This is a genomic window from Pseudomonas sp. RA_105y_Pfl2_P56, from assembly GCF_963970845.1.
In the GTDB taxonomy this organism is placed as follows: Bacteria; Pseudomonadota; Gammaproteobacteria; order Pseudomonadales; family Pseudomonadaceae; genus Aquipseudomonas; species Aquipseudomonas baetica_A.
In genome coordinates this window covers 37,145-48,688 of sequence record NZ_CAXAPL010000043.1, presented here as the reverse complement: position 1 = coordinate 48,688, position 11,544 = coordinate 37,145, and the positions used below count along the sequence as shown (strand labels likewise).

The following is an 11,544-nucleotide window of genomic DNA, read 5'->3' as shown; positions in this document are numbered from 1 at the left end:
AGGTGTTGACCCAGCTCCGCGCCAAGGGCTCGCTCGATAAGCGCCTTTTTGAACGCCATCGACGCATCCTGAATCGCTTCGGCGCTCATTGGGCCTTTAACGAACTGATCAATCAGCTCTTTCGGGATCGAAGGAAACTGGGGTTTGACCTCCGAGGCCGGTTTCTTTTTGGTCGGCATACATGCTCCTTTTCAACATGTTATGCCCGAACACAAAATTTCTGACAGTCTCAGGTATGCCGATTTCTCAGTTATCGGTCCGCGAACCCGCGTACAGCTACCACCTCAGATTGCGTCAAAAAAGCCAACCCTGTCAAAACCCTGAACACACAAGCAGAAACACCAGCCCCCATTGAAACCACCCAAGCCCTGCCCCATCTAAGACCCATACCCCATTGCGCAGGTGCCCCATGAGCGACCAGCAAGAATTCCCGGACATCCCAGAAGACTTCACCGAAACCGACAACATCGAACACCACGCCGCCGGCAAAGGCCTGGCCCTGCCCGGCCAGAACCTGCCGGACAAGGTCTACATCATCCCGATCCACAACCGCCCGTTCTTCCCGGCCCAAGTCCTGCCGGTCATCGTCAACGAAGAACCCTGGGCCGAAACCCTCGAACTGGTCAGCAAATCCGAACATCACTCCCTGGCCCTGTTCTTCATGGACTCCCCCCAGGAAGACCCGCGCCACTTCAACACCCAGGCCCTCCCCGAGTACGGCACGCTGGTCAAGGTGCACCACGCCAGCCGTGAAAACGGCAAACTCCAGTTCGTCGCCCAAGGCCTGAGCCGTGTGCGCATCAAAACCTGGCTCAAACACCACCGCCCGCCGTACCTGGTCGAAGTCGAATACCCGCATCAGCCCACCGAGCCGACCGACGAGGTCAAGGCCTACGGCATGGCGCTGATCAACGCGATCAAGGAACTGCTGCCGCTCAACCCGCTGTACAGCGAAGAGCTGAAAAACTACCTCAACCGCTTCAGCCCCAACGATCCGTCGCCACTGACCGACTTCGCCGCCGCCCTGACCTCGGCCACCGGCCCCGAACTGCAAGAAGTGCTCGACTGCGTGCCCATGCTCAAGCGCATGGAAAAAGTCCTGCCGATGCTGCGCAAGGAAGTCGAAGTCGCGCGCCTGCAAAAAGAAATCTCGGCGGAAGTTAACCGCAAGATCGGCGAACATCAGCGCGAGTTCTTCCTCAAGGAACAACTCAAGGTCATCCAGCAGGAACTGGGCCTGACCAAGGACGACCGCAGCGCCGACCTCGAACAGTTCGAGCAACGCCTGGAAGGCAAAGTCCTGCCGGCGCAGGTGCAGAAACGCCTCGAAGAAGAAATGCACAAACTGTCGATCCTCGAAACCGGCTCGCCTGAGTACGCGGTCACCCGCAACTACCTCGACTGGGCGACCTCGGTGCCTTGGGGTGTGTACGGCGAGGACAAACTCGACCTCAAGCACGCGCGCAAAGTCCTCGACAAACACCATGCCGGCCTCGACGACATCAAGGATCGCATCCTCGAGTTTCTCGCGGTCGGTGCTTATAAAGGCGAGATCAGCGGCTCCATCGTGCTGCTGGTCGGCCCGCCGGGTGTGGGTAAAACCAGCGTTGGCAAATCCATCGCCGAATCCCTCGGCCGACCGTTCTACCGTTTCAGCCTCGGCGGCATGCGCGACGAGGCCGAGATCAAGGGCCACCGCCGCACCTACATCGGCGCGCAGCCGGGCAAACTGGTGCAGGCGCTCAAAGACGTCGAAGTGATGAATCCGGTGATCATGCTCGACGAGATCGACAAGATGGGCCAGAGCTACCAGGGCGACCCGGCCTCGGCGCTGCTGGAAACCCTCGACCCTGAGCAGAACGTCGAATTCCTCGACCACTACCTCGACCTGCGCATGGACCTGTCGAAAGTCCTGTTCGTCTGCACTGCCAACACCCTCGACTCGATTCCCGGCCCGCTGCTCGACCGGATGGAAGTGATTCGCCTGTCGGGCTACATCACCGAAGAAAAAGTCGCCATCGCCAAGCGTCACCTGTGGCCGAAACTGCTGGAGAAGGCTGGCGTGTCCAAGGGCAGCCTGAGCATCAGCGACAGCGCGCTCAAGGCCTTGATCGACGGTTACGCTCGTGAAGCCGGGGTGCGTCAGTTGGAAAAACAACTGGGCAAACTGGTGCGCAAAGCGGTGATGAAGCTGATCGAAGACCCCAAAGCGGTAATCAAGCTCGGGCCCAAAGACCTGGAAGCCTCGCTCGGTCATCCGGTGTTCCGTAATGAGCAGGTGCTGTCGGGCACCGGTGTCATCACCGGCCTGGCGTGGACCAGCATGGGCGGCGCCACATTGCCGATCGAAGCCACGCGAATTCACACGCTCAATCGCGGCTTCAAACTCACCGGGCAACTGGGCGATGTGATGAAGGAGTCGGCGCAAATCGCCTACAGCTACGTCAGTTCGCACCTGAAGTCGTTTGGCGGCGATCCGAAATTCTTCGACGAAGCCTTCGTCCACCTGCACGTACCGGAAGGCGCCACACCGAAGGACGGCCCGAGCGCCGGCGTGACCATGGCCAGCGCCCTGCTCTCGCTCGCACGCAATCAAGCGCCGAAAAAAGGCGTGGCGATGACCGGTGAACTGACCCTGACCGGGCACGTCCTGCCGATTGGCGGAGTACGCGAGAAGGTAATTGCGGCAAGAAGACAGAAGATTTTCGAACTGATCTTGCCGGAGCCGAACCGTGGCAACTTCGAGGAACTGCCGGACTACTTGAAGGAAGGCATCACCGTGCACTTCGCCAAGCGGTTTGCGGATGTGGCGAAGGTGCTCTTCTGATAGTTCTTTAGAGCCCGAAATTCCCCTTTCGCGAGCAAGCCCGCGCCCACAGGGTTGGGTGATGACCACAAGGTTTGTGATCACCACCGGCCATTGTGGGCGCGGGCTTGCTCGCGAAAGCGTCGGCACAGTCGAAACCCGCCCCGACCGTCACACTTTGTCTCATCTTCAGTTATGCTCGCCGTTCGTCGCCAACGCCGGAGCCGCCGATCTTATGTCCCCCACTCGCCTGTTTGTCCCCCTCGCCCTTTCCTTGCTGGCCGCTTGCGCCACGCAGCCGAAACATAACGTGACCGTGGAAAAACAAAGCGAATGCCCCGTGCGGCTCACCATCGGGCAAAACCTTATCGTGATGCTGCCAAGCAACCCGACCACCGGTTATCGCTGGGCCATTCAGGATTCGGCCGGTGGCGTGTTACGCGCGCTCAGCCCCGAGGTTTACAGCAACCCCGAAGATGCCGGCGTCGTCGGTGCCGCCGGGCTTTCCACTTGGCGCTTCCAGGCGTTCGCTGCCGGCACCGGGCGCCTGCGCCTGACGTCGCAACAGCCTTGGGCACCAGAAGTGTTGCCGGTGGAAACCTTTGACTGTGCGATATCGGTGAACTGATCGTGGGCTGGCTGATTCTGGCGCTGATGGGCGCGGTGACCTTTCTCTATGGCCTGAGCACCCATGCGGCGCTGCTCTGCCTGTTGGTCAAACCGTTACCGGTGCTGGCGCTGCTCGGCTGGCTGCACGACGCGCCACCCAGCGACTATCGGCGCTGGATCAGCCTCGGTCTGATTTTCTCTCTGCTCGGTGATGTGTTGCTGGCCTGGCCGGGTGATTTGTTTGTGTTCGGCCTCGGTGCATTTCTGGTCGCGCACCTGGCTTATCTCAAGGCTTACCTCAGCGACTGCAAACGTCTGGCGCTGTTGCCGTTGGTGCTCGCTGTCGCCGTCGGCGCGGTGCTGCTGGGGATTCTGATTTCCAGTGGGCTGGGGCCTTTGCTGGTGCCGGTGATTGTTTACGGCACCGCGATCAGCGCCATGCTCTGGCGCGCGCTCGCCCGCCTCGGCACCGATGTGCCCAAGCGCTCGGCATTGTTGGCCGCCGCCGGTGCCCTGGCGTTCGTGTTCTCCGACAGCGTGATCGGCATAGATCGCTTCGTGTCGCCATTTCACCCAGCCCCCTACGTGATCATCCTCAGCTACTGGTTGGGACAATGGTGTATTGCCGCCTCGGCGTTTAATACGAAGGACGGTTAAAGTAAAAATTTATATCTATAAACTCCGCAAATAATTCCAAACCGTTATAAACAACTGTCAGATCTGACAGTAGTTCGGATTTTCTCCTTTCCCCTAGTATTCAGTGGTCATCTCCGACCACCCGTTGAATACAAGGAAGCATCTCATGAGTTTTTTCAAACGCGCCACGGCTGCCAACGCTGAGGATACCGTCATCACAGTCAGCGCTGTAACAGTTGCCACGATCACTGACCGAGTCGAATTCAACAGCCAATTTGCTGAGTTCCACGCCAATCCTGCGAGTAGTCAGATTTCGCTGGTGACTCATGCAAACGCCGGGGGTCCCACCTATCAAAGTGCAAAAAGCATTGGGCTCACGTTCGATAGGAACATTGAGCCTGGCACCTACTCTGTTACTGATCCTGAGTTTCCTTTCCAGAAGGCCTATTACGGTGAAGCGGGGGTCATCTCTGGCGCGACTACCTCTTTCAACTACTATGCAAAAAGCGGAACTTTCACTGTAGAGGTCATGCAGGCTACTCCCGAGAAACTACATTACCGATTTAAGTTTAATTTCATGGGTGTCGATGCACGTAATCAGGAACTGAGAATCGCGGGCGACTCCACTTACATCGTATTACTGCGACCTGTGTAATCAGCTTTAAATAATGAATGACCAAACCATACGCTTCGGCCCCGGTCATTCAGCCTTCCTCAAGGCGCTTTCCCACGGTTTATCAGACAACCCAAGCATCCCCGCGCCACTTTGGCTAAAATGCCGGCCTTTTCCACCGACACCGCCGGAAACCGCCGTGAGCAAAGACCCCGATCGCATTTTCGCCCAGCCTTTGGCCCAGGTGCCTGACTTCGCCTTCAACGAGGACGTGGTGCGGGTGTTCCCGGACATGATCAAGCGCTCGGTGCCGGGTTACCCGACCATCGTCGAAAACCTCGGTGTGCTCGCCGCGCAATTTGCCCAACCGAACAGCGTGCTCTACGACCTCGGTGCTTCGCTCGGCGCCGTGACTCAGGCCTTGCGCCGTCACGTGCGCACCGATGGTTGCCGGGTGATCGCGGTGGATAACTCGGCGGCGATGGTTGAGCGTTGCCGCGAATACCTTAACGGTCAGGATTCGATGTTCCAGGAGTTGCTGCCAGTCGAAGTGATCGAAGGCGACATTCTCGCCCTCGACTTCCAGCCTGCTTCAGTAGTGGCGCTGAACTTCACCCTGCAATTCATCGCCCCGGATCAGCGCACGGCGTTGCTGTCGCGCATCCGCCAATCGCTGCTGCCGGGCGGGGCGTTGATTCTGTCGGAGAAGCTGCGCTTCAACGATGTTCAAGAGCACGAACTGCTCACCGATCTGCACGTCGCGTTCAAACGCGCCAACGGCTACAGCGAACTGGAAATCGCCCAGAAGCGCAGCGCCATCGAAAACGTCATGAAGCCCGACAGCCTTGAAGAACACCGCGAGCGCCTGTTAGCCGCCGGGTTCTCGAAAGTCGTGCCGTGGTTCCAGTGTCTTAACTTTGCCTCGTTGATTGCCTTGCCATGATTGATCTGTCCCCCCTCGCCCGCCGCTTGGCAGGTACTCCGCTGGCCGACTGGGCCAACACGCTGCAAGCACAACTCGACAAGAAAATGGAGAAGGGCCACGGCGATCTGGAGCGCTGGCAAAGTGCGCTGGACGCGCTGCCGAAGATCCAGCCGACCGACGTCGATTTGCTCAACGGCTTGAAGCTGGACACCGATTGCGACGATGCAACCCGCGCGCAAATGCACACCGCGCTGATGGGCTTGTCGCCATGGCGCAAGGGGCCGTTCGATCTGTTTGGCGTGCACGTCGACACCGAATGGCGTTCGGACTGGAAATGGTCGAGAGTCGCACCGCATCTGGATCTGAAAGGCAAACGCATCCTCGATGTCGGGTGCGGCAACGGTTATTACATGTGGCGCATGCTCGGTGCCGGTGCGGACAGCGTGATCGGCGTCGATCCGAACTGGCTGTTCTTCTGCCAGTTCCAGGCTGTGCAGCGTTACCTGTCGGAGCCGAATGCCTGGCACCTGCCGTTCCCGTTTGAAGACCTGCCACCGAACCTTGAAGGGTTCGACACGGTGTTTTCCATGGGCGTGTTCTATCACCGTCGCTCGCCGATCGAGCATTTGCTGGCGCTGAAGGACTGTCTGGTCAAGGGTGGCGAACTGGTGCTGGAAACCCTGGTGGTCGAAGGCGACAAGCACCAGGTGCTGGTGCCGGAAGACCGCTACGCGCAGATGCGCAACGTGTGGTTCCTGCCGTCGGTGCCGGCGCTGGAGTTGTGGCTGCGGCGTGCCGGGTTTACTGATATTCGGTGTGTCGACGTCAGCACCACAACGGTTGAGGAACAGCGCGGCACCGAGTGGATGAAGTATCAGTCGCTGAGCGACTTCCTCGATCCGGAAGATCACAGCAAAACCATCGAAGGCCTGCCGGCGCCGATGCGGGCAGTGATTGTCGCGAAGAAATAAACCGATCTACCCTACAAAGGAGATCCCCCCTGTGGGAGCGGGCTTGCTCGCGAAAGCGGTGTGTCAGGCAACATTTTAGTCGCCTGACACACCGCTTTCGCGAGCAAGCCCGTTCCCACTTTTGGGTTTGTGTTTATTCAGTGGGTTTGGCTCGGCGGGCCCGGAAGAATTCGGTCAGCACCGCGCCACACTCCTGCGCCAGCACCCCGCCTTCGTACACCACCCGATGATTCAAAAAGCCCTGGGTAAAAAACTGCCCCTGGCTCTGCACAATCCCGGCCTTAGGCTCCAGTGCGCCATACACCACCCGCGCAATGCGCGAATGGACGATCAGCCCGGCGCACATACTGCACGGTTCCAGCGTCACGTACAGCGTACTGCCCGGCAGGCGATAGTTGTTCACCGCCTGAGCGGCGGCGCGGATCGCGACCATTTCTGCATGGGCACTCGGGTCACTGGCGCTGATCGGGCAATTGAAGCCGCGACCGATGATCTCGCCGTCCTGCACCAGCACCGCGCCCACCGGCACTTCGCCGAGGGCGGCGCCTTGCGCGGCGAGGGAAAGGGCTTCGCGCATGAAGTCCTGATCACGGCTGCGGTCGATGATCGCTGCGGGGCGAATCTGGCGCATCACTTCACCTCAATGGCGGCCATCAGGCCGGTTTCCATGTGGTCGATGACGTGGCAGTGGAACATCCACACACCCGGGTTATCCGCCACCAACGCCACTTGCGCACGCTCGTTCTTGCCAAGCAAGTAGGTGTCGGTGAAATACGGAATGACCTTGTGCCGATTCGACGCAATCACCTTGAAGCTCATGCCGTGCAGGTGGATCGGGTGTTGATACTGGGTCATGTTCTTCAGCTCGAAAATATAGCTCTGCCCCAGTTTCAGGGTGGCAATCGGCCGATCCGCACAGGTCTTGTCAGTGATGTCCCAGGCTTTGCCGTTGATCTGCCACAGGCTCGGTGGCTTGCCGTTGTCGACGTTGACCGACACCGAACCGACCCATTCGAAATTGAAGTTGAGTTTTTCGGCATTGGCCAGGTCCGGCTCGGCCACCGGGTTGGCCGGCAAGGCCTTCGGCCACTCGGTCGGAGCATCAGTGTTGGCCACCGAGCGCAGGGTGCCCAGACGCACCGGACCGTTGCGCAGGGACAGCTCTTCACCGGCTGCGGGCGCCTTGATCGCCAGGCAGATTCGCATGCCCGGGCCAAGCCAGTATTCCTTGCCCAGCGGACGTGGCTCCACCGGGTTGCCGTCCAGCGCGTAGATCTGCGCTTCGACGCCGGGAATGTTGATGCGATAAGTCAGGGTATTGTCGAGGTTGAGCAGTCGCACCCGAGTGATCTGCCCTGCTGGCAATTCGATCACTGGCGTTGGCACGCCGTTGATGGTCGACAGGCGCCCGGCCGTGCCGCCACGCGCTGCTTCACGGGGAATGCTGAATTCGACGAAATTGCCTTCTTCGTCGATGTGCCAGTTCTTCAGGCTCAGGGTCTTTTCGTATTTGAACCCGGTCGGCTCGCGCTCTTCGATGATCAGCGGCCCGACCAGCCCGCGCCCCAGCTCTTCGCTGCTGCTGACGTGCGGGTGATACCAGTAGCTGCCGGCGTCCGGCACACGAAATTTGTAGTCGAAGTATTCACCCGGCAACACCGGCAACTGCGAAACGTAGGGCACGCCGTCCATTTCCAGCGGCAGGCGAATGCCGTGCCAGTGAATGGTGGTCGCGACCGGCAAGTGATTGATGAAACGCACCCGCAGCCATTCGCCCTGACGCACGCGCAATTCAGTGCCCGGCGCCGACGGGCCGAACGCCCAAGCCTCGGTCTTGTGCCCCGGCACCAGCTCCACGTCCAAAGGCGCGGCGATCAGCTCGTAGTCGTGACCCGCTTGAGCGTCAGCCATTTTGCCCAGCCAGTAACGCGACGCGCCCCCCGCTCCCACACCAACGACAACAAGACCGGCCAGGCCACCGAGGATTTGGCGACGGGTAAAGGACATGAACTCAACTACCTCACGTATCAGCGACAGACCCTGAAGGCCCGTAAAAGGCGAATACGATACACCTGCGGATGAGAAACAGTAAGGGTGACCTTAGGCCGCACATCATCTACAGCCCTATGGCCGCAGCCCCGTAATCAGGTGGATGACGCCGTCCTCCAGTTCCATGACGCCCGCAACACCGGCATTGCTCAGTGCCTCACGATCCATACGCGATACATCACGCAACGCCACACGCACCCGGGTCAACGCCGCTGGTTGCTGGGATTGGAGGTTATCCACTCCCCCCAGCGCCGCCACGATCTCTGTGCTCAGGCCGCCAACAGGTTCGGCCTGTACTGGCGGCTCGTCTGCCACCAGATCCGGGGTCAGTGCTTTCCAGAACGCCGTCTGCAATTTATCGAACATTTTCAATTCTCCAGTGCCCGTAAAGTATCGACCGTCGCCTCGTGATACAGACGCAGCGCCTCGCGCACGTCTTCAGCACTCTCAAGCCCCTGCACCTGCTCGGCAATGGCCTTGCAGTCGAGCAGATCCAACTCGCGCACTGCGGCTTTGATCGCCGGAATCTGCGGCACGCTCACTGACAGCTCATCCACGCCAAGTCCGAGCAACAACGGCACAGCCGAGCGTTCAGAAGCCATCGCACCACAGACGCCGACCCATTTGCCGTGGGCATGCGCAGCCTTCACGGTCATCGCAATCAGGCGCAATACCGAGGGATGGAAGCTGTCCGCCTGGCTGGCCAGACGAGGATGATCGCGATCCATGGCCAGCGTGTATTGCGTCAGATCGTTGGTGCCGATCGAAAAGAAGTCCACATGCGGCGCAAACACGTCGGCCATCAATGCTGCCGCCGGCACTTCGATCATGATTCCCAGCTTCGGCCGTTCAACGATGCCCAGCGCCAGCGCTTCCTGCTCCAGCATCTGCCGAGCCAGATGCAGCTCCGAGAGCTGCGCCACCATCGGCAACATGATGTGCAGACGCGTCAGATGGACACAGCCCAGGATGGCCCGGAACTGCTCGCGCAAAAGCTGCGGGCGCTCCAGACACAGGCGAATCCCGCGCAGCCCCAGGAACGGGTTGGTTTCGCTGTCCATCGGCACGTAGGCCAGCGGTTTGTCGCCGCCGACATCCAGCGTGCGCACCACCAGATTGTGCGATGGCCCCACAGCCCGGGCGATGGCGCTGTAAGTCGATACTTGTTCGTCGCGAGTGGGTGCGTGATTGCGATCCAGATAAAGAAACTCCGAACGTAAAAGCCCCACACCGGCGCCTCCCAGGGTCATCGCCTGCTCGGTCTCACTCAGCGAGGCAACGTTGGCCGTCACCTCGACGTGATGCCCGTCGCGGGTACAGGCTGCCTGCGTTGCGTTTGCGTGTTCGTGTTGATGGCGCTGGCGTTGTTGATCATGCCTGATCTGCCATTCATTGATCGCCACGGGATCCGGGTCTATGTGCAGCTCGCCCCGGTCGGCATCGAGCAACACGCGCGAGCCACTGACCAACGCCAGCATTTGCATGGGCATCCCGCAGATCGCCGGCAAGCCACAGGCGCGGGCGAGAATCGCGACGTGACTGGTCGCTCCACCGCCAACCGTGGCGAACCCCAATACTTTGTTTGTATCGAGCCCGGCGGTCTGGGACGGCGTCAGTTGATCGGCGATCAGAATGGTCCCCTCCGGCAGCTCCAGCGCATTCTCACGAACCCCGAGGATCAGCTTGAGGACGCGCAGGCCCACATCGACCAGATCCGCCGCCCTTTCGGCCAGCAACGGACTGCCGAGATGCTGGAAAAGTGTCGCTGTTGCCTGCGTGGCCGCGCGCCAGGCAAACGCTGCACTTTTGCCTTCGGCAATCAACGTTTGAGCCTGATCGAGCAGACCCGGGTCTTCGAGCAGTTCCTGATGAGCCTTGAAAATGTCTGCCTGCGCGTCACCCGTGGCGGTGTCGCGCAGGTGCTGCAAGGCCATATCCGCCTCGATCAATGCATTGGCGAGGGCTTCGCGCTCTAAATGCGCCCCGGCGCCGAACTCCTTCACGTCAAGCGTTGGCTCGACGATCTGCATCACCTGGCCCAATGCCGAACCGGGTGATGCGCAGACCCCACGCATGACCGTCAGGGCCTCAGGCTCGACCGCCTCGACCTGCACCGCATCAGGCTTCACATCCACCGCTTCCCCACAGCCCTGGGCCAGTAATCGGGACAGCGTGTTGATCGCGGCTTCAGCGTCTTCGCCCACCGCACTCACCTGCACACGGTCACCCAAAGCGGTCTGCAACGCCATGATCGCCACCAATGACTTGGCGTTGGCTTCAGCCTGCTGTTTGTGCAGATAAATCCTTGCTGAAAAGCCTTTTGCCGCCTGAGCGAACACTGCCGCCGGACGCGCATGCAGGCCATTGAGATTGGGCAATGTCAGTGGTGCGCAGAAAAACCTTTCGCCTTCAGCGGCCGCCGGGGCCTCGCCGGTCGCCCCGCAAGTGGCGAGGCTCAACAACGGCTGGCCGGGGTCAACGAGACCGGTTGGCGCGGTCAGCCAGGTGAATGACTCGCCACTGACCACCAGCATCAGGGTCATCAGGCTGCGGGCGTGCAGCGCGATGTAATCGGCATCGAATTCGATCAGCGCCTGCCCGGCCTCAACCCTCTGGCCTTCCTCGACCAGGCGGGTAAACCCCTGGCCTGCAAGATTGACCGTATCGAGCCCGATGTGCAGCAACACTTGAACGCCGTTGTCATCGGTAATGCTCACGGCATGCCCGCTGGCCTGGACGTTGCTGACCACTCCAGCCAGCGGTGCGCAAAGGGTCGACGACGTCGGATCGATGCAAAGACCGTCGCCGATCACCCGGCTGGAAAACACGTGGTCCGGCACTTGATCCAGCGGTATCAGCACGCCAGCCAAAGGCGCCAGCAGTTGTAATGGTTGGGATGTGGCCATGACGTCACCTGCGGTTTTGTTCTTTGAAG

The 11,544-nt window shown here is 60.2% G+C and carries 10 protein-coding genes and 1 pseudogene; 6 read left to right on the top strand and 5 right to left on the bottom strand.

Going from position 1 to position 11,544, the window contains the following annotated elements; translation table 11 throughout:
* Positions 1 to 179, bottom strand: a pseudogene (locus AACY11_RS23660) (IS256 family transposase); the annotation flags it as partial.
* A gap of 230 nt (positions 180 to 409) precedes the next feature.
* Here AACY11_RS23660 and lon point away from each other — a divergent pair.
* From lon to cmoB, 6 genes are all read left to right on the top strand, one after another.
* Positions 410 to 2,827: an endopeptidase La gene (gene lon / locus AACY11_RS23655; RefSeq protein ID WP_339432855.1), complete on the top strand. Its 2,418-nt coding sequence runs from the start codon at positions 410 to 412 to the stop codon at positions 2,825 to 2,827.
* A gap of 214 nt (positions 2,828 to 3,041) precedes the next feature.
* Positions 3,042 to 3,434, top strand: a complete 393-nt coding sequence (locus tag AACY11_RS23650) for a protease inhibitor I42 family protein (RefSeq protein WP_339432854.1) — start codon at positions 3,042 to 3,044, stop codon at positions 3,432 to 3,434.
* Between the two features lie 2 nt (positions 3,435 to 3,436).
* Entirely contained in the window at positions 3,437 to 4,072 is a 636-nt protein-coding gene (locus AACY11_RS23645) for a lysoplasmalogenase (protein WP_339432853.1), read from the top strand.
* 145 nt (positions 4,073 to 4,217) lie between these two features.
* On the top strand, positions 4,218 to 4,706 hold the full coding sequence (locus AACY11_RS23640) for a hypothetical protein (protein WP_339495822.1): 489 nt from the start codon (positions 4,218 to 4,220) through the stop codon (positions 4,704 to 4,706).
* Between the two features lie 157 nt (positions 4,707 to 4,863).
* The gene (gene cmoA, locus AACY11_RS23635; RefSeq protein WP_339432850.1) at positions 4,864 to 5,607 is read left to right on the top strand and encodes a carboxy-S-adenosyl-L-methionine synthase CmoA; all 744 of its coding nucleotides are present in this window, start codon (positions 4,864 to 4,866) and stop codon (positions 5,605 to 5,607) included.
* A complete protein-coding gene (gene cmoB, locus AACY11_RS23630; RefSeq protein WP_339432849.1) occupies positions 5,604 to 6,560 on the top strand; it encodes a tRNA 5-methoxyuridine(34)/uridine 5-oxyacetic acid(34) synthase CmoB in 957 nt (318 codons plus the stop codon). The genes cmoA and cmoB overlap by 4 nt, the downstream gene beginning before the upstream one ends.
* A 133-nt stretch (positions 6,561 to 6,693) precedes the next feature.
* Here the strand turns inward: cmoB and tadA are convergent, their stop codons facing one another.
* The 4 genes from tadA to ptsP form a co-directional block, all read right to left on the bottom strand.
* Positions 6,694 to 7,191 carry a tRNA adenosine(34) deaminase TadA gene (gene tadA / locus AACY11_RS23625; RefSeq protein ID WP_339432848.1) on the bottom strand — a complete coding sequence of 166 codons (498 nt, stop codon included), beginning with the start codon at positions 7,189 to 7,191 and terminating at the stop codon, positions 6,694 to 6,696.
* Entirely contained in the window at positions 7,191 to 8,567 is a 1,377-nt protein-coding gene (locus AACY11_RS23620) for a multicopper oxidase family protein (protein WP_339432847.1), read from the bottom strand. The genes tadA and AACY11_RS23620 overlap by 1 nt, the downstream gene beginning before the upstream one ends.
* Positions 8,568 to 8,684: 117 nt before the next feature.
* Positions 8,685 to 8,975: a PTS glucose transporter subunit IIB gene (locus AACY11_RS23615; RefSeq protein ID WP_339432846.1), complete on the bottom strand. Its 291-nt coding sequence runs from the start codon at positions 8,973 to 8,975 to the stop codon at positions 8,685 to 8,687.
* Positions 8,976 to 8,977: 2 nt separating this feature from the next.
* Complete coding sequence (gene ptsP, locus AACY11_RS23610) at positions 8,978 to 11,515, bottom strand: phosphoenolpyruvate--protein phosphotransferase (RefSeq protein WP_339432845.1); 2,538 nt, start codon at positions 11,513 to 11,515, stop codon at positions 8,978 to 8,980.
* Positions 11,516 to 11,544 lie beyond the last annotated feature (29 nt).

Bases quoted from the DNA above. Each gene is read 5' to 3' on its own strand.
- lon (WP_339432855.1), top strand. From the start codon at position 410: ATGAGCGACCAGCAAGAATTCCCGGACATCCCAGAAGACTTCACCGAA.
- AACY11_RS23650 (WP_339432854.1), top strand. From the start codon at position 3,042: ATGTCCCCCACTCGCCTGTTTGTCCCCCTCGCCCTTTCCTTGCTGGCC.
- AACY11_RS23640 (WP_339495822.1), top strand. From the start codon at position 4,218: ATGAGTTTTTTCAAACGCGCCACGGCTGCCAACGCTGAGGATACCGTC.
- cmoB (WP_339432849.1), top strand. From the start codon at position 5,604: ATGATTGATCTGTCCCCCCTCGCCCGCCGCTTGGCAGGTACTCCGCTG.
- tadA (WP_339432848.1), bottom strand. From the start codon at position 7,191: ATGCGCCAGATTCGCCCCGCAGCGATCATCGACCGCAGCCGTGATCAG.
- AACY11_RS23620 (WP_339432847.1), bottom strand. From the start codon at position 8,567: ATGTCCTTTACCCGTCGCCAAATCCTCGGTGGCCTGGCCGGTCTTGTT.
- AACY11_RS23615 (WP_339432846.1), bottom strand. From the start codon at position 8,975: ATGTTCGATAAATTGCAGACGGCGTTCTGGAAAGCACTGACCCCGGAT.
- ptsP (WP_339432845.1), bottom strand. From the start codon at position 11,515: ATGGCCACATCCCAACCATTACAACTGCTGGCGCCTTTGGCTGGCGTG.